Origin of the sequence: Flavobacterium pectinovorum (genome assembly GCF_006438875.1) — a bacterium.
GTDB lineage: Bacteria > Bacteroidota > Bacteroidia > Flavobacteriales > Flavobacteriaceae > Flavobacterium > Flavobacterium pectinovorum_A.
The window spans coordinates 96,803-114,807 of sequence record NZ_RCZH01000005.1; the positions used below are offsets into that span (position 1 = coordinate 96,803).

The following is an 18,005-nucleotide window of genomic DNA, read 5'->3' on the forward strand; positions in this document are numbered from 1 at the left end:
ATTCCACAAACAAAATCGCCAATCTTTGTCGATTTACGTGTGTGATTTACTTCGTCTGTTCGATCTCCTCTGTCGAAGATGACAAGATTGTGAAAAAAAATCCCGTTTCTTAATTGAGACGGGATTTTCTTTTTGAAGCTTAAAAAGCCTTAATGTTTAATGAATTTTTTGACCAGAACTTTTTCACCTCTTTCTATCTTTATGAAATACACGTTTTTATTTAAATTCATCACGTTTAGTGAAAAATCATTTCCAACGAAATTTTCTTTAATAATTGGACTTCCAAGAACATCAATTACTGAAACTTTTGTATTGTCAGATTCTTCAAGATGAATATTTATAAAATCAGTTGTTGGGTTAGGAAAGATTTTGATATCATATTTAGTTAAATCGGCGATTCCTAAAGTATTTTCATATTCATACGTTGTACGGGATAAGTTTTCCCATGAATTGGATGGTTTATTCCATATTTCTGAAATCTCTTGATGTATTGTTCCATTTTGATTTTTGGCATAATTACTTTGATATAGATTTACCCAAATTGAAAGAGTATCATCCCAATCCTGACGTAAACGTTTCGTTAAAAAACCATCTGTGTTGTAAGAATTCGTAAATAGTATTTTTTCAATCCATTTATTATTTTCCCATATATTCATTGTTTCTACTGAAACCTGTTTTGAGCTATTATAAGTATAAGTTGATTGCGAAAAATTTTCCCATTTAGAACTGGAATCATTCCATTTTTGTCGGGTTATTTGAGTAAATAATCCATCAGAATTATTTGAATAATCGACCTTTATGTCATTTTTCCAATTATTTTCATTCCATCGCTCTATTAAACTAGATATGAGATATCCATTTGAATCATAAGATGAAGTGTTTTTTAATGAATTTTGCCAAGCGTTGTTAGTCCATTCTTCATAAAATCCTACATCTATTTTATTTTCATTGTTATAAGTGAAAGAAGCCCTTTGAGAGAAGGTCAATAAATTTGAAGTATTATCCAATGATTTGTAAATAATTTTATTCAGTAGATTGTTGGTATCATATTCATAATTTGTTGAGTTAGAATCTTTCCAGTTACTAGAACTCACGTCCCAGCGTTGACTTAAATCATCTGTGATCTTGTCACTTTTATCATAATTGTTTACAACATAACTGGAGTTTACCCAATTATTGTTGCTCCAACTTTCATAAGTGATTTTTTTAATATTCTGACTGTAAACTGAGAAAGTTAAAATAAGAGTAAGTAGTAAGTAATTTTTTTTCATATTTTAGGATATTGAATGGCTTTTAAATGATTTTTGTTTTTTGGAATAAAACTTTATTTGAATTTTATAAGGTAAAAATAGTATTAAAAATTTAAAAAACTAATACTAAATAATAACAATTTTGTTATTTCGACGGAGGAGAAATCACATGCGTAAATCGACAAATATTGACGATTTGATTGCGAGGCTTCTCCCGATCCTGAAGCTTCCGGACGGGATCTTTCAGCCTGACAAACGTTTACAAATCTAGAATCTAAGTTTAAAACAAAAAAAATCCCATTCACCTTTCGGGAACGGGATGTATTACATGTTGTTTGAAATTAAAAACTCAGTTTGAAATTCATTTTATTAATTTCATCTGATTTTCCTGATTTAAACTTAATATTTTTAAATTGATTAAGCGAAGGGTCTACAACGATCTTTGAATCTTTACTAATAACTCTTGTAGTCTTAACTATTTTTTTTACACTTTTCATCTTTTTTCCTTTTAATTAGAAATCCATCAAAGTCTTTTTTATAATCGAATGGTTCATCTTCAATTTCATTATCAATTATTCTTGCCCCAAATATCAAAAGTTTCTGATAATTCCTCTAGATTTAACATTATAGCCCTCTTGTAAGTATTTGTCCTTCGACTATCGCTACCTCTCAAAAATGCAGTTATATGAGGATTCACAGTTGTAAATTCATAGGCAGTTTTGGCTACAGTCGCTAAAACAATTCTAATATCTCCGTTATCATTTGTAACCTGATCGTCTATAATGTATTTTTTTGTCGGAAGGTCATATTTTAAATCGCCAAAACCAAGATTATAAATCGAAGGATTTTTGGTAGGAGTGTAAGCAACTACTTTCGTAAAATTACCTTTATTTCCCATACTTATAAAATTAAATATTGTAGATGATTCATCTTTGGAAATGTCATATTTATCGTAATTCATTTAAATAAAAAATTTCTTACAAATATAATGTTTTTATTGATATGTAATTTATTTATTATATAACTAAGAAAAAAACTCCCACTTAGCTCAGCCTAACAATTGGGTTCAAGTGATGGTATAAAAACAAAAAAAATCCCGCTCCAAAATGAAACGGGATTTTTACAATTGATATTCTCTTTTTTTTTATTTTAAACTGTTGCAGCAACTTCTTGTGGCAACGGAATTTGATTTTTAAGCAAATCTTCGAATGTTTCGTGTTGGCGAATCAAGATTCCTTTTCCGTCCATCCATAAAACTTCGGCTGGTTTGTATCTTGAATTGTAGTTTGATGCCATTGAGAAACAATATGCTCCGGCGTTTCTGAACGCAAGAATATCACCTTCAGTAATTTCCGAAATTCTGCGGTTGTTGGCAAAAGTATCAGTCTCGCAAATGTATCCTACAACAGAGTAAAAACGCTCTTTTCCTTTTGGGTTAGAAATGTTTTCGATATGGTGTGAAGATCCGTACAACATTGGACGAATTAAGTGGTTGAAACCACTATCAACTCCAGCAAAAACTGTTGATGTTGTTTGTTTAACTACGTTTACTTTTACTAAGAAATGACCTGCTTCGCTCACCAAAAATTTTCCCGGTTCGAAAATCAACGTTAAATCTCTGCCATATTCTGCACAGAAAGCATTGAATCTTTTTGATAATTTTTTACCTAATTCTTCAATATCTGTTTCGATATCGTCTTTTTTGTAAGGAACTTTGAATCCACTTCCGAAATCTAAAAATTCTAAATCTTTGAAGTGTTTTGCAGTATCAAATAAGATTTCAGCAGCATACAAGAATACTTCGATATCAAGGATATCAGATCCTGTGTGCATGTGAATCCCTACAATGCTCATTTTTGTGTTCTCTACAATTCGCAATATATGCGGTATTTGATGTACCGAAATTCCGAATTTACTATCGATATGTCCTACCGAAATATTAGCATTTCCTCCCGCCATTACGTGCGGATTGATACGAATACATACCGGAATTTGTGGATATTTTGTTCCGAATTGCTCCAGAATAGATAAGTTATCAATATTGATTTGTACACCCATTGCGGCAACTTCTTCGATTTCTTCAAGAGAAACTCCGTTTGGTGTAAAAAAGATTTTTTCAGGTTCATAGCCAGCATGAAGTCCCAATAAAACTTCTTGAATTGATACAGTATCTAATCCAGAACCCATGTTCTTTAATAACTGAAGAATCGCAACGTTTGACAATGCCTTCATGGCATAATTAACTCTCAAGTTTTCTACCTTAGAGAAAGCTTTAGTTAATCTGTTGTACTGAGATTGGATTTTTTCGGCATCATAAACATATAATGGACTTCCAAATTGGTCTGCTAACTGCAGTAAATCTTTTGCTTGCATTTTTTAAACTATTTTGAGCAAATTTATTACTCTTTTGACTAACTGCAAATTAATTGTAGAAAAATAACAAATTATAACAAATTGTTTGTTTTTAAACAAAAAGTGCTTTATTTCGAATTTTTATAAAAAAATGTTTTGCCCACGGATTGTGCGGATCAAACAGGTGAACACAGATTTTTAAATAAAGATAAAAAAAATCCGCGTAAATCTGTTTGATCCGCACAATCCGTGGGCAGAATTTGTGGAATAAAAAAAAAGCCGCTAAAATTCCAAGCATAAAAACTTAGAACCTTAGCGACTTAGTATCTTAAAAACTTAGCTTACAAACTTGGTAAGTCTCCGTTTCCTTTGGTTGGCAAGTTGGTAGAGCCCATTAAGAACAAATCTACTTCTCTTGCTGCTTCGCGACCTTCTGAAATAGCCCATACAATTAGCGATTGTCCTCTTCGCATATCTCCGGCAGTGAAAATATGAGGTACATTCGTTTGGTAATTTTTTGCTTGATAGTTGCTTCTCATATCTAGTTCAATACCTAATTGCTCGCTTAAAGTTTTCTCAGGACCTGTAAATCCTAAAGCCAATAAAGCCAAATCGCATGGCCAGATTTTCTCAGAACCTTCTTTTTCGATTAATTCAGGACGTTGACCAGGAGTCATTTTCCATTGAACTTCAACAGTTTTTAATCCTGTTAATTCTCCTTTACTATTAGAAATGAATTCTTTAGTATTGATTAACCAGTTTCTGCTGCAGCCTTCTTCGTGAGATGAAGACGTTTTCAACTGCAAAGGCCAGAAAGGCCAAGGCGTAGATTCGCTTCTTCCAACTGGAGGTTTTGGTAAAATCTCAAAGTTAGTAACTGATTTTGCTCCGTGTCTGTTTGATGTTCCAACGCAATCAGATCCTGTATCTCCACCACCAATTACGATTACGTCTTTTCCGGTTGCTTTAACCTGATCCGGAATTGATTCTCCGTATAAAACTTTAGTTTGTTGTGTTAAGAAATCCATTGCCTGAACAACGCCTTTGCTTTCGATTCCTTTAGTTGGTAAACTTCTTCTTTCTGTCGCTCCACCGCATAATACGATAGAATCGAAAGCATTAAGTTCTTCAACACTAAAATTAACACCAACATTTACATTCGTTTTGAAAGTGATTCCTTCAGCTTCAAGGATTAAAACACGTCTGTCGATGATTCCTTTTTCTAATTTGAAATTCGGAATTCCGTAACGCAATAAACCTCCAATAGCATTGTCTCTTTCAAAAACAGTTACCGTATGACCGGCTCTGTTTAATTGTTGCGCTGCTGCCAAACCTGCAGGACCTGAACCAATAACAGCTACAATTTTTCCTGTTCTCTTTTTTGGTGGTTGTGGTTTGATCCATCCTTCAGCAAAACCTCTTTCGATGATGTTTTTCTCGATGTTTTCAATTGCAACCGGTTCTTTAATGATTCCTAATACACATGATTTTTCACATGGAGCAGGGCATAAGCGACCTGTAAATTCAGGAAAGTTATTAGTAGATTGTAATATCTCTAAGGCACTTTGCCATTCTTCCTGATGCACCATGTCGTTGAAATCAGGAATTAAATTTCCTAATGGACAAGAACTGTGGCAAAAAGGAATACCGCAATCCATACATCTCGAACCTTGTTCTTTTATTTTATCTTTTGCTAACGGAATAGTAAATTCGTTGTAGTTTGAAACACGTTCTGCAACTGCTAAATTACTTTCGTCGGCTCTGTTATATTCTTTAAATCCGCCTATTTTACCCATGACATTTTGATTAAAATTTAAATGATCAATTCTAAATTCCAATTTTTTAAATTCCAAATTCCAATGCTTTTAAAGGCAAAGTGAATTAAATCTAAAATCTGAACTCTAAAATCTAAAATCATTTAACCCGCTATTAATTCTTCTATTTTTTTCTCTTCTGCAATTCGTTGTAATGCTTTTTTGTAATCGGTTGGCATTACTTTTACGAAATGGTTTTGTTCATTTTCCCAGTCTGCTAAAATTCTTTTTGCTAATGGACTGTTGGTGTACAAAGAGTGATTTTTGATTAGTTTTCTCAATTTAGTCACATCTTCTTCTTCGATAGGATCAAAAGCAACCATTTCCATGTTGCATAATGTTGCATCAAATTGTTGTTTTGGATCGTAAACATAAGCAACACCACCGCTCATACCAGCCGCGAAGTTTCTTCCTGTTTTTCCTAAAACAACCACTGTACCACCTGTCATGTACTCGCATCCATGATCTCCAATTCCTTCAACAACCGCAGTTGCTCCGGAATTTCTCACACAAAAACGCTCACCGGCCATTCCATTAATATAAGCCTCTCCGGTAATAGCTCCGTAAAGGGCAACGTTACCAATAATGATATTTTCTTCAGGTTTGAAAGTTGCAGTAGGAGGGACTTTGATAATCAATTTTCCTCCGGACAATCCTTTTCCTAAATAATCATTACAGTTTCCGTGAATTTTAAACGACAATCCGTTTGTTGCAAAAGCACCAAAACTTTGTCCGGCAGAACCTTCAAAATCAACTAAAATAGTGTCTTCAGGTAAACCTTGTGCGCCATATATTTTTGAGATTTCATTACTCAAAATAGCACCTACAGAGCGGTCTGTATTTTTAATTTTAAACGTAACTCTTGTTTTTTCTTTTCTATAAATAGAAGGAATCGCTTCTTTGATAATCGCGAAATCCAATACGTTTTCTAAGTTATGATCTTGCTCAGTTGTATTGTGATTCGGAACCGTTTTTGCTTTTTCCGGTTTGTATAGAATCGATGATAAGTCTAAACCATTGGCTTTATAATGTTTGATCGCTTTATTCACATTTAATTTTTGTGACTGACCAACCATTTCTTTTAAAGTTCTGAAACCTAATTGTGCCATGATTCCTCTTAACTCTTCAGCAATAAAATACATGAAGTTGATGACGTGCTCCGGCGTTCCTTTGAAATTTTTTCTCAATTCAGGATCCTGAGTTGCAATACCAACAGGGCAAGTATTTAAGTGACAAGCTCTCATCATAATACATCCCGAAGCAACAAGCGGTGCGGTAGCAAAACCAAATTCTTCGGCTCCTAATAATGCAGCAATTGCTACGTCACGACCCGTTTTCAATTGTCCGTCACATTCAAGAACCACACGGCTTCTTAAATCATTTAAGATCAAAGTTTGTTGTGCTTCGGCCAGACCAAGTTCCCACGGAATACCTGTGTGTTGTAAGGATGTTAATGGTGCAGCACCAGTTCCTCCGTCATAACCTGAAATCAGGATAACGTCCGCTTTTGCTTTGGCAACACCGGCAGCGATAGTTCCAACTCCAACTTCAGAAACTAACTTAACATTGATTCTTGCTTCACGATTTGCATTTTTTAAATCAAAAATCAACTGAGATAAATCCTCAATAGAATAAATGTCGTGGTGTGGCGGAGGCGAAATCAAACCTACATAAGGAGTTGAATTTCTAACTTCAGCAATCCAAGGCACTACTTTTTCGCCGGGTAATTGTCCACCTTCTCCAGGTTTAGCCCCTTGAGCCATTTTGATCTGAATCTCTTTAGCGTTTGTCAAATAGTTGATCGAAACACCAAAACGTCCCGAAGCAACTTGTTTGATTGCACTGTTTCTTGAATCTCCGTTGATTTCTTTCTGGAAACGTTTAGGATCTTCTCCACCTTCTCCCGAATTACTTTTTCCGCCAATTCTGTTCATTGCAATCGCCAAATTCTCGTGTGCTTCTCTACTGATAGATCCGTAAGACATTGCACCCGTTTTGAATTTTTTTACAATTTCTGTCCAAGGTTCTACTTCGTCAATAGAAATTGGATCTAAATTGTTAAATTCGAATAAACCTCTGATAGTCATTAAGTTTGAGCTTTGCTCATTGACCATATCCGAGTATTCTTTATAACTTTCAGGACTATTCAAACGAACCGCCTGTTGTAATTTAGAAATAGTAGTTGGGTTAAACATGTGTTTTTCTCCACCACGTCTCCATCTGTAAATACCTCCAATTTCTAAAGGCAATAAGTTGGCGATTTTTGAATTTGGAAATGCTTTTTGGAAACGTTTCTTCACTTCTTTCTCTACTTCAATCAAACCAATTCCTTCTATTCTTGAAGGTGTGTAAGGGAAGTATTTATTTGTGAAAGTTTTGTTTAAACCTAAAATCTCGAAAATCTGAGCAGCTCTGTATGAATGTAAGGTAGAGATACCAATTTTGTTCATGATTTTAACAATTCCTTTTGCAATCGCTTTATTGTAATTTACAATAGCATAGTCCGCTTTTACGCCAGTGATAAATCCTTGGTTAACCTGATCGTGAATGATCTCGTTTACCATATATGGATTAATTGCACTTGCACCATATCCGAATAATAAAGCAAAATGATGCGGCTCACGAGGTTCAGCAGATTCGATTATGATTCCAAATTTAGAACGAACCTGTAAAATGTTTAAAGAGTGGTGAATGTATGAACAAGCCAATAACATAGGAATTGGAGCTAATTGTTCGCTTACACCTCTGTCTGATAAAATGATGACATTACATCCTTCAGAAACTGCTTTGAACGTTGCATCAACACATTTTTCAAGCGCACGCTCTAAACCGTTAACTCCTTTTTCTATTTTATATAAAGTAGAAATTGTAGCCGATTTGAAATCTACGTGATCAATGTTTCTTATTTTATCTAAATCCTCGTTTGAAATAACCGGATTTTGGATTTTTAGTTTTTTACATTGTTTAGATTCAATTTCAAAAATATTGAAATCTCCACCAATGGCTAAACTGATATCAGTAATGATCTCCTCACGAATACCATCCAAAGGCGGATTGGTAACCTGAGCAAATAATTGTTTGAAATAGTTGTACAACAATTGAGGCTGGTCTGATAAAACAGCCAAAGGCGTATCGTTACCCATAGAACTGATTGCTTCAGCTCCCTGACTTCCCATTGGGTTGATGATGGTTTTTAAATCTTCAATTGTATAACCAAATAATTTTTGTCTTGTAAGGAAATCTAGTTTCTCAACAGGAGTAGGATTATTGGTATAAGGGATTTTAGATAAAGGCAATAAGTTGGCATCAATCCATTCTTTGTAAGGACGTTTTGTAACAATTGCTTTCTTGATCTCTTCATCTTCAATAATACGACCTTCGTTCATGTCTACCAGGAACATTTTTCCCGGTTCTAAACGACCGTGCTGAATAACATCTTCCGGTTCGATATCCAATACACCAATTTCTGATGACATGATTACGAAACCGCTTTTTGTTAAGGTATAACGAGAAGGACGCAATCCGTTTCTGTCTAATAACGCACCAATAACGTTACCATCTGTAAACGGAATAGAAGCAGGACCATCCCAAGGCTCCATGATACAAGCGTTAAACTCGTAGAATGCTTTTTTCTCCTCAGACATTGTCTGGTGTTTTTCCCAAGCTTCAGGAACAACCATCATCATCGCTTCAGGTAATGAACGACCTGTCATTAATAAAAGTTCTACAACCATATCCATAGAAGCAGAATCTGATTTTCCTTCTAAGATAATTGGGAATAGTTTTTTAATATCATTTCCGAAAACCTTGCTTTCCATCAACTCTTCACGAGCACGCATACGGCTAACGTTTCCACGAAGCGTATTGATTTCACCATTATGACACATGTATCTAAATGGCTGTGCTAATTCCCATGAAGGGAAAGTATTTGTAGAGAAACGTTGGTGAACTAACGCCAAACGAGTCACTAAATCGGGATCTTTTAAGTCAACATAATAACGGCTGATGTCTTCCGGCATCAATAGACCTTTATATATTATGGTAGTTGTCGATAAACTAGAGAAATAAAACATATGACTTTCAGAGGTTTTTGATCCTCTTATGGCATGTTCAGCAATTTTTCTAGCTGCAAAAAGTTTTGCATTAAATTCTTGTTCAGTTAAATCCTGACCGTTTTTGCTAACAAAAACTTGTTTAACTGTTGGTTCTTTTTCTGCGGCAATCTGCCCTAAATTTTCAGCTTCAACAGGTACATCTCTCCAACCTAAGATCTTTAAATTTTGATCTTTAATAGTTGATTCGAAAGCGTTCATACAAAAAGAAACCTGGTTTTTGCTTTTTGGTAAAAAAACCATTCCTACTGCATACTCACGCGTTTCAGGGATTTCAAAATCACATACTTTTTTAAAAAAATCATGTGGGATATCGAATAAAATTCCAGCCCCGTCTCCAGTTCTTCCATCAGAACTAACGGCACCACGATGTTCCAATTTTATTAAGATATCCAATGCTTTGTGAATAATATCATTTGATTTAATACCATTCAAATTACAAATAAATCCTGCACCACAATTGTCGTGTTCAAATTCAGGCAAATAAAGCCCTTGTTCTTTAACTTTCATTCTTGATATTTTTTCTACAAAAATAAAGATTTCGTTAAACATAATGTATTGAAATTATAATTTGACTTACATTTTTATCGTAATATTAGAAAAACGCTTCTTAATTGATAATAATATTATATTAAGCATTGCGAATTGACAAAATCATAAAGCGAATTAGAATATATTAAGAAAAATCGCTGTAAGGCTAATGAATACAGTGATGTTTTTGTTAAATATCAAACGTTTTAGTGGTTTTGAGTTAATATTAACAAATCGTTTTGTTAACCATTTATTCGCATTGAAAATCAATAAACGCTTTATAGATATCACACTCGTTTTTTAATTGAAAAAGATTTTACTTTTAAGTTGAATTTTGCTACTTTTGTCGCACTTTTATTCTGAAATAAATTCAGAACCAGACAAATTCTATATTATGAACATACACGAATATCAAGGAAAAGAAATTTTAGCAAGTTACGGAGTACGCATTCAACGCGGAATTGTGGCTAATAATGCGGTTGAAGCTGTGGCTGCTGCAAAACAATTAACTGCCGAAACGGGTACAGGATGGCACGTGATAAAAGCACAAATTCACGCAGGTGGACGTGGAAAAGGTGGTGGAGTGAAGTTGGCTAAAAACTTGCAACAAGTTGAAGAAATTGCAGAACAAATCATCGGAATGCAATTGATTACACCTCAAACTTCTGCTGAGGGTAAAAAAGTAAACAAAATTTTAGTTGCTGAAGATGTTTACTATCCTGGTGAAAGCGAAACTTCTGAATTTTATGTTTCTGTTTTATTGAATAGAGGTACAGGACGTAACATGATCATGTATTCTACTGAAGGTGGAATGGATATCGAAGAAGTTGCTGAGCATACACCACACTTAATCTTTACTGAAGAAATTGATCCTAATGTTGGATTACAAGGTTTTCAAGCAAGAAGAATCGCCTTTAACTTAGGTCTTTCTGGAAATGCTTTTAAAGAAATGGTTAAATTCATCGATTCATTATACAACGCTTACGTTGGTTCTGATGCTTCTATGTTTGAAATCAACCCGGTTTTGAAAACATCTGATAACAAAATTATGGCTGTTGATGCTAAAGTGAATATCGATGATAACGCTTTATACAGACAACCAAAATATGCTGAGATGCGTGATATCCGTGAGGAGAATCCAATCGAAGTTGAAGCTAAAGAAGTAGGTTTAAATTACGTAGATCTTGACGGTACTGTAGGATGTATGGTAAACGGAGCTGGTCTTGCAATGGCAACTATGGATTTAATTAAATACGCTGGTTTTGAGCCTGCTAACTTCTTAGACGTTGGTGGAACTGCTGATGCAAAACGTGTTGAAACTGCTTTCCGTATTATCTTAAAAGATCCTAACGTAAAAGCAATTTTGATCAATATTTTTGGTGGAATCGTTCGTTGTGACCGTGTGGCGCAAGGAGTTGTTGACGCTTACAAAAATATGGGTGATGCTATTAAAGTGCCAATTATCGTTCGTTTGCAAGGAACAAATGCTGAAATTGCAAAAGAATTAATTGACAATTCAGGTATGCCAATCTTATCAGCTACTCAATTTCAAGAAGCTGCTGATCAAGTTAAAGCTGCATTATCTTAATAAAACATATTGTAGAGATGCACAGCAGTGCATCTTTTCTTTAAATATAAAAATCCCTCCAATTTGTTGGAGGGATTTTTTTTGGAGTTATTTTAAGCGAAAGAATTTTTAACACAGAGTTCGCAAAGTTTTTATACTTACAAGATTCTATATAAACGCAAAGTTCGCAAAGCTTTATCAATATAGCTTTGCGAACTTTATAATGAAATTTTGGCTCAAACAAAAACTTCGTGAACTTTGCGTAAACCTCTGCGAACTTTGCGTTAAAAATTCTTCGGTTAAATCCTCTACAGTTAGATTATTTCAAAACCGTTGCCAGTTCTACAATTTCAAATTCTGGATTATGTTTGACAAATTCTCTAATCATTGCCGTATGTCCCGCTCCCAGTAAAACCATTATTTTATCGTCTTTACTTTCTGTTAGTTTCTGAATTAAAGCATACATATAAAGATTTCGTCTGTACCATTCCGAAACTAAAAATGCACCAACAAAATTATCTTTTTTCCCGCCTTTAATGGCAGTTTCAAGATACCACTGGAGATTGCCGCCATTTGATGCTTTTGTATTAATATCTAAAAGAAGTTCTGTTAAAGAATACTTTGTAATTTTTGTGTTGAAATCTGTTTCATAATGCTTCATAGTCTCCTCATTCTTTTTTATTAAATCTAATTGACCAGCTTCTTTCATTCCTTTTACCAAACTATCATACGGAAAATCCGCACCGTTATAATCAATTCCGTATAGCCTTTTATGACCTAATTTCTTAGCTGATCTTACTGCTATCTGGACTATTTCGTCAGCATCTTTTTGTAATAAACTATCGGTATTTTTGGCGTAGAATTTATCAATTTTATCTTGTTTTTCATAATTCCATTCAATGAAAATTTTATCAGGACCAAACTTTTTAATTTTATTTGCAATGTTTTCCAGCTCTTTCTGGCTTTTGTCTGACATTACATTAAAGGTATTTACTTTGGCAACATCAAGTCCCGGATTTTCAAAATGGAAAGATCCAAGTAGTAAAATTTGTTTCTTTTTAGGTTGTGCATTTATAAAATTGAATGCAAAAATTAAGGATAATAATACAATTTTGTTCATGTGGATTTGTTTTAAATTCAGGACAAAAGTAGAGAAGCCTTTCAGCTGAATTTTTTGTTTTTGATGAACACTAAATTCCAAATCACAAACGTTCAAAATTTGCCGCTAAAAAATTTCGTGTACTGTTTTTGATGGTTCATCACAGAAAATAGTGGTTTTGTATAAATATGGTATTCATGTAAAGTCATAGTTGTATTTTTGAAGTAACAAGAACATCATTATGAAGCCAAAAATCCCTTTCTATTATCATATCATCCTTTTTCTAGGGCTATTTATAACTTTTTATCTTTGGGATATTGGGGTGAACAATCGAAAAATGGAATTCATTTTTAGCACCATTTATTTCATGTTTAATGCAAGTTTTGTTGCATCCATTTTCATCGTTTATCTTTTAAATTTTTATACATTCTGCGATTGGTTTTTAAATAAAAAGAGATTTTTATTTTATGTTATAAGTATTCCTGTTTCCTTACTAATTTTTGCAGCAGTACGCTATTTTTTACAGGAAGTTGTAGTGTTTGAACTCACTGGAATTCATAATTACGCTGAGAAAAGCCGTAAAATGGAATACTATATTAGTGATAATTTTTTCTTCGGATTACCGGCCATAATTTTAAGTGCTTTAAGTTATTTGTTCTGGCAGTTTCAGAGCTCACAGCATCAAAATCAGGAATTACTTTTGGAGAATAAAAAAGCACATTTTCAAATGCTGAAATCTCAGGTTAGTCCGCATTTTTTATTCAATACTTTAAATTCATTCTATAGCCAATTGATTTTGAAAGATGATGAAATGGCTTCAGATATTTTAGTATTATCGGATTTGCTTCGTTATGTAATTACAGAAACAGACAAAGATGAAGTGCTTCTTTCAAAAGAAATTCAATTTATTCAAAACTATATTCATTTACAGAAAAAAAGGTTTGAAGATCAGCTTTACTTAGATTTTGTAATTGAAGGAAATTATGGTTCTGAGAGTATTCTTTCTTCAGTTTTAATTCACTTTATAGAGAATGTTTTTAAACATGGAAAATTGAATAAAGCGGATAAAAAAGCAGTTATCACAATAAATATTAAAGATGATTTTTTAGAAATTACTACTTTCAATTTTACTGTTGAAGGAGAGAATTACTCCTCTACCGGAATTGGTTTTGAGAATTTGACCAAACGCTTAGAATATATCTATAAAGATAAATTTACACTTGAAAAAACAGCGGAAAATAATACCTTTAAAACGTACTTGAAAATTTCCTTAAAAAAATAATTATGAACTTTAAATGTATCATTGTTGATGATGAACCGCCTGCAACACGCATTTTAGAAAATTATATAGGGAAAGTATCTTTTCTGGAAAACACAGGTATTTTTAATGATGCACTAAAAGCATTAGAATTTTTAAATACACAAAATGTTGATGTGATTTTTTTAGACATTCAAATGCCGCAATTAACAGGTTTACAGCTTTCAAAGATTATTTCGAAAGATATAAAAGTCATTTTTACAACTGCTTATCCTGATTTTGCATTAGAAGGTTTTGAGTTGAATGCGATCGATTATTTACTTAAACCAATTTCGTTTGAACGTTTTTATCAGGCGGTTTCTAAATTAAAATCTGAACCCAAAACAGAGATTTCATCAAATGATAATTCGTCCGATTTTATATTCGTTAAAACAGATGGTAAAAACAAGTTCCAGAAGTTGTTTTTGGATGAGATTCTGTACGTAGAAAGTCTTCAGAATTATGTTTGTATTCATACTTTAAAACAGCAGATTATTACGCATTCTTCTTTAAAAAATGTAATTGAATCATTGCCTGAAAAAGATTTTATCCAAATACATAAATCTTATGTAATTGCTTTAAAACAAATCGAATCAACAGATAGTTTTTCGGTTTTTATAAATGCGAAAGAATTACCAATTGGAGCAACTTTTAAAGATGCTTTCTTTGAACGTATTGATCAGAATAAAATATAGATAAAACTTTATATTTTTATTAATTCGAGATTTAATTCTGTTTCGTCAAAATTAAAGTAAGCCTTGTTGTTTTCAATCTTTGCAGTTATGTCCATTATATTGTAACCACTTTTGACTGTGCCAATTTTAATGATTTTTCTTTTTTCATCAAAGATCCATTTTTGATTTTGTAACATTTGTTCAAACATGGATGTTAGTTGAGTTTTTTGATTTGCGGTGAAATTAAAATCTTGATTTTTTTTGAATGAAAAAATAGAATTTTTAAAGGCTTTCGAAAGTTCTTTCATCTCATTATTAGTAGATTTTACAATTATATTCTCAACTTTCCAGTTTCCAATAATTTGATCTTTTATAGCAGTTTGACTTTTTGCATTTATGGACAAAAAGAAGAGAGTGATGAAAAGTAATTGTTTCATAATTAGATTTTTTCTGATTTAAATTTGAGATAAAAGTATAAAAAAAACCATTCGTTTTGCGAATGGTTTTTTATGAAATGATGTATATCGTAGAGGCGCACAGCAGTGCGTCTAACACAATATTATATGTACTATTTCTTATTCTTACCGTTTTTGTAAATCACTTTTTCTACAACCTGAACTTTAGGTGCAGTTTTAGTGTTATTTTTCTTGAAAGGTTTTTTAGCAGCAGGACCAGTTTTAGAAGGTGCTTTATCGCCTCGTCCTTTTTCAGCATCTTTGGCACTTGCTTTAAATTCGGGTCTTTCTTTTGTGCTGTCTTTCTTAGGAATTTCAGCTTTATGTTTGGCTAAAACGTCATTTGGGTTCTTAGGATTTTCTTTCGTTCCTCTTAAGTGAATTACCAATCCGTTTAAGAAATTACGCAAAACCTGATCACCACATTCCATGTAATTCTCATGATCTTCGGCTCTAAAAAAAGCTCCCAATTCTGATTTTGTAATTCTAAAATCTACTAATTCTAAAATTTCAACTATTTGGTCGTCACGAAGCATCAAAGCCACGCGAAGTTTTTTTAGGATATCGTTGTTCGTCATCGTTTAATTTTTTACAAAGGTACGTTTTAAAACTAATTTGATTACAATTTATTGAAGTGAGCGAAAGGTTTTTTGCCACGAATTTCACGAATTTTCACTAATTGTATTGTGTTTAATTTTTTTTCGCCACGAATTCACGAATCTGTACGAAACAGATTAAATTTTTATCGCACTGTAATTTGTGAAAATTTGTGAAATTTGTGGCTAACTTTTTTACTTTTTAGTTAGAATTATATTCGTTTATGATGTTTATCAATTTATCTAAATCTTCAATAAGATGATTTGCAGTTATTACGATTCGGTTTAGATTGTCTGCGTTTTCCTGATATTTAAAACTGGCAATAATGATTTTATTAGCTTTCAAGATTTCGATAAGATTGCCATCTTTCAAATAAATTAAAGGATACGTTTTGTCAAATTTAACAGCGTCATTTTTGAATAATATAGTATCAATATAATTTAGATTCTCAAGCAGTTTTTGATGCTGAATTTGATAAATATCTTCAGCATCGGCTAATGTTTGCACAAAAGCAGGATTCATTCCTGCTGCGGATACAAAAGTGCTTAAATGATGCATTTGATTGATAAATGAAGTATCACTTATAATAACTCCACCAGTTAATCCAAAAGCCTTTCCTAAAGAAGAAACCATGATTGTTCTTTTGACAGGAAGATTGATTTCCGAATAAATTCCGCAGCCATTTTTACCTAAAATCCCAAGAGAATGTGATTCATCGATCACTAAAGTAATTTCTTTCTGATTCGGAATTTCATTAATTACAGATAAATCAATTGCCTGAGTTTGAAAGCCTGTAACGGCATCTGTGAGAATTGTAATTTTCTCTGATTTAGAATCTAATAATCGTGGGTTTATTTTCTTATTTATAAACACAGGTAAACTATTATCTACTTGAATGGCAGGATGATTATCTGGAAAATGAAAGAAAGAATCTGTTTGTTTTTTCAATTCATCCATGACTAATTTTCCCGCCAGCATTCCTGAAGAAACGGTAACGGCGCTTTCTGCTTTTATGTGTTTGGCTAGAAAAGTTTCGCCGTTTTTAAAAGCAGTAAGTTTAATGTTGGCACTTCTTGAACTTCCGTAAGTAGTTCCCCATTGCTGAATGTTTTTTATAACCAATTCCTGAAAAGCCTTGTTTGCTGGTAATCCCAAATAAGCTGTTCCGCCAAAATACAAATATTGTTCTTGGTCGATTTCGATAATTCGATCCGGAAATTGATTAACATTCATAAGGTTTAGATTAAAGTAACTCCGGTTCCGTTAAGATCAGAATAATGGATAACACCATTTTTTATTGTCACGCCAGTTGCAATATCCTGCGCTAAAAGCAATGCGCCATCCATATCGACATAATCTAATTGTGGGAGTAAATGCGCAATTGCCGAAATTCCAACAGTAGATTCTGTCATACATCCCACCATTGTTTTTAAACCTAGTTTTTTAGCTTCTTCAATCATGCGTTTTCCGGGAGTTAATCCGCCGCATTTTACCAATTTTACATTTACACCATGAAAATGATTGTGGCATTTTGCTACATCTTCTTCAATGATACAGCTTTCGTCAGCGATTATAGGTAAAACCGAATGTTTGAAAACTTCTTTGTGTGCTTCCCAATTATCAGCTTTCATGGGCTGTTCCAGAAATTCTACGCCTAATTTCTTTAATTCAATGGCATTATTTATAGTTTCTTCAACACCCCAACCACAATTAGCATCTATTCTAAAAATGGCATTAGTGTGTTTTCGAAGTTCTTTTACAATTGCAATATCTTCTTTAGTACCAAGTTTAATTTTATAAATAGGCCAGGGAAGTTCCTGCATTTTAGAAACCATTTTATCTATAGAAGCAATCCCAATCGTATAATCTGTAAGCGGATTTTTTTCGATTGTGTAATTCCACAACTCGTATAATTTCTTGCCTTTTTTGCGCGCATACAAATCATTATACGCTAAATCTAAAGCGCACAAAGCAAACATATCATCTTTGAGATACGGATGCATTTTTGCCCAGAATTCATCAGGAGTTTCATTTTCTGTCGGTTCAATAATGTGTCTGATTTCTTCTAAATCCTGCATCATCATTGGAACCGTAGTTTTATAATACGGATTTGAAGTTGCTTCTCCAAAACCGGAAAACCCATCACTTTTAAGCTCAACAATTAAGGAAGGCTGAAAATCAATCGATTCCCTTGAAATAGTAAAAGTATGTTTTAGTTTTAGATTGTATTCTCTTAAAATAAGTTCCATAATGTTTC

The 18,005-nt window shown here is 33.1% G+C and carries 14 protein-coding genes; 3 read left to right on the top strand and 11 right to left on the bottom strand.

Going from position 1 to position 18,005, the window contains the following annotated elements:
• Positions 1-149 precede the first annotated feature (149 nt).
• The 6 genes from EAH81_RS08605 to gltB form a co-directional block, all read right to left on the bottom strand.
• A complete protein-coding gene (locus EAH81_RS08605) occupies positions 150-1,271 on the bottom strand; it encodes a T9SS type A sorting domain-containing protein (RefSeq protein WP_140505932.1) in 1,122 nt (373 codons plus the stop codon).
• A gap of 320 nt (positions 1,272-1,591) precedes the next feature.
• Positions 1,592-1,747 (bottom strand): hypothetical protein, encoded by a 156-nt coding sequence (locus EAH81_RS27400; protein WP_161595797.1) that lies wholly within the window; start codon positions 1,745-1,747, stop codon positions 1,592-1,594.
• 71 nt (positions 1,748-1,818) lie between these two features.
• Positions 1,819-2,148 (bottom strand): DUF6934 family protein, encoded by a 330-nt coding sequence (locus EAH81_RS08610; protein ID WP_140505934.1) that lies wholly within the window; start codon positions 2,146-2,148, stop codon positions 1,819-1,821.
• A gap of 251 nt (positions 2,149-2,399) precedes the next feature.
• Positions 2,400-3,623 carry a diaminopimelate decarboxylase gene (gene lysA, locus EAH81_RS08615; protein ID WP_140505936.1) on the bottom strand — a complete coding sequence of 408 codons (1,224 nt, stop codon included), beginning with the start codon at positions 3,621-3,623 and terminating at the stop codon, positions 2,400-2,402.
• A 320-nt stretch (positions 3,624-3,943) separates the two neighbouring features.
• Positions 3,944-5,398, bottom strand: a complete 1,455-nt coding sequence (locus tag EAH81_RS08620; protein ID WP_140506474.1) for a glutamate synthase subunit beta — start codon at positions 5,396-5,398, stop codon at positions 3,944-3,946.
• Between the two features lie 122 nt (positions 5,399-5,520).
• Entirely contained in the window at positions 5,521-10,038 is a 4,518-nt protein-coding gene (gltB, locus tag EAH81_RS08625) for a glutamate synthase large subunit (RefSeq protein WP_140505938.1), read from the bottom strand.
• Positions 10,039-10,453: 415 nt separating this feature from the next.
• Here gltB and sucC point away from each other — a divergent pair, with 415 nt between their 5' ends.
• Positions 10,454-11,647 carry an ADP-forming succinate--CoA ligase subunit beta gene (gene sucC / locus EAH81_RS08630; RefSeq protein WP_140505940.1) on the top strand — a complete coding sequence of 398 codons (1,194 nt, stop codon included), beginning with the start codon at positions 10,454-10,456 and terminating at the stop codon, positions 11,645-11,647.
• A 298-nt stretch (positions 11,648-11,945) separates the two neighbouring features.
• Here the strand turns inward: sucC and EAH81_RS08635 are convergent, their stop codons facing one another.
• A complete protein-coding gene (locus tag EAH81_RS08635) occupies positions 11,946-12,746 on the bottom strand; it encodes a DUF5694 domain-containing protein (RefSeq protein ID WP_140505942.1) in 801 nt (266 codons plus the stop codon).
• Positions 12,747-13,062: 316 nt separating this feature from the next.
• Here EAH81_RS08635 and EAH81_RS08640 point away from each other — a divergent pair, with 316 nt between their 5' ends.
• Both EAH81_RS08640 and EAH81_RS08645 read left to right on the top strand, forming a co-directional pair.
• Positions 13,063-14,007, top strand: coding sequence for a sensor histidine kinase (locus tag EAH81_RS08640; protein ID WP_241676539.1), 945 nt, complete (start codon positions 13,063-13,065; stop codon positions 14,005-14,007).
• 2 nt (positions 14,008-14,009) lie between these two features.
• Entirely contained in the window at positions 14,010-14,717 is a 708-nt protein-coding gene (locus EAH81_RS08645) for a LytR/AlgR family response regulator transcription factor (protein ID WP_140505946.1), read from the top strand.
• A gap of 8 nt (positions 14,718-14,725) precedes the next feature.
• Here the strand turns inward: EAH81_RS08645 and EAH81_RS08650 are convergent, their stop codons facing one another.
• The 4 genes from EAH81_RS08650 to EAH81_RS08665 all read right to left on the bottom strand — a co-directional run bounded on the left by EAH81_RS08650 (position 14,726) and on the right by EAH81_RS08665 (position 17,997).
• Positions 14,726-15,133 carry a hypothetical protein gene (locus EAH81_RS08650; protein ID WP_140505948.1) on the bottom strand — a complete coding sequence of 136 codons (408 nt, stop codon included), beginning with the start codon at positions 15,131-15,133 and terminating at the stop codon, positions 14,726-14,728.
• A 131-nt stretch (positions 15,134-15,264) separates the two neighbouring features.
• Complete coding sequence (locus EAH81_RS08655; RefSeq protein ID WP_140505950.1) at positions 15,265-15,729, bottom strand: DUF1456 family protein; 465 nt, start codon at positions 15,727-15,729, stop codon at positions 15,265-15,267.
• Between the two features lie 220 nt (positions 15,730-15,949).
• Positions 15,950-16,981, bottom strand: a complete 1,032-nt coding sequence (locus EAH81_RS08660) for an aminotransferase class I/II-fold pyridoxal phosphate-dependent enzyme (RefSeq protein WP_140505952.1) — start codon at positions 16,979-16,981, stop codon at positions 15,950-15,952.
• Between the two features lie 5 nt (positions 16,982-16,986).
• Positions 16,987-17,997: a dipeptide epimerase gene (locus tag EAH81_RS08665; protein WP_140505954.1), complete on the bottom strand. Its 1,011-nt coding sequence runs from the start codon at positions 17,995-17,997 to the stop codon at positions 16,987-16,989.
• Between the last annotated feature and the right edge of the window lie 8 nt (positions 17,998-18,005).

Bases quoted from the DNA above. Each gene is read 5' to 3' on its own strand.
- EAH81_RS08665 (WP_140505954.1), bottom strand. From the start codon at position 17,997: ATGGAACTTATTTTAAGAGAATACAATCTAAAACTAAAACATACTTTT.
- EAH81_RS08645 (WP_140505946.1), top strand. From the start codon at position 14,010: ATGAACTTTAAATGTATCATTGTTGATGATGAACCGCCTGCAACACGC.
- EAH81_RS08620 (WP_140506474.1), bottom strand. From the start codon at position 5,398: ATGGGTAAAATAGGCGGATTTAAAGAATATAACAGAGCCGACGAAAGT.
- EAH81_RS08650 (WP_140505948.1), bottom strand. From the start codon at position 15,133: ATGAAACAATTACTTTTCATCACTCTCTTCTTTTTGTCCATAAATGCA.
- EAH81_RS08655 (WP_140505950.1), bottom strand. From the start codon at position 15,729: ATGACGAACAACGATATCCTAAAAAAACTTCGCGTGGCTTTGATGCTT.
- EAH81_RS08640 (WP_241676539.1), top strand. From the start codon at position 13,063: ATGGAATTCATTTTTAGCACCATTTATTTCATGTTTAATGCAAGTTTT.
- EAH81_RS27400 (WP_161595797.1), bottom strand. From the start codon at position 1,747: ATGAAAAGTGTAAAAAAAATAGTTAAGACTACAAGAGTTATTAGTAAA.
- EAH81_RS08610 (WP_140505934.1), bottom strand. From the start codon at position 2,148: ATGGGAAATAAAGGTAATTTTACGAAAGTAGTTGCTTACACTCCTACC.
- EAH81_RS08635 (WP_140505942.1), bottom strand. From the start codon at position 12,746: ATGAACAAAATTGTATTATTATCCTTAATTTTTGCATTCAATTTTATA.
- gltB (WP_140505938.1), bottom strand. From the start codon at position 10,038: ATGAAAGTTAAAGAACAAGGGCTTTATTTGCCTGAATTTGAACACGAC.
- sucC (WP_140505940.1), top strand. From the start codon at position 10,454: ATGAACATACACGAATATCAAGGAAAAGAAATTTTAGCAAGTTACGGA.
- lysA (WP_140505936.1), bottom strand. From the start codon at position 3,623: ATGCAAGCAAAAGATTTACTGCAGTTAGCAGACCAATTTGGAAGTCCA.
- EAH81_RS08605 (WP_140505932.1), bottom strand. From the start codon at position 1,271: ATGAAAAAAAATTACTTACTACTTACTCTTATTTTAACTTTCTCAGTT.
- EAH81_RS08660 (WP_140505952.1), bottom strand. From the start codon at position 16,981: ATGAATGTTAATCAATTTCCGGATCGAATTATCGAAATCGACCAAGAA.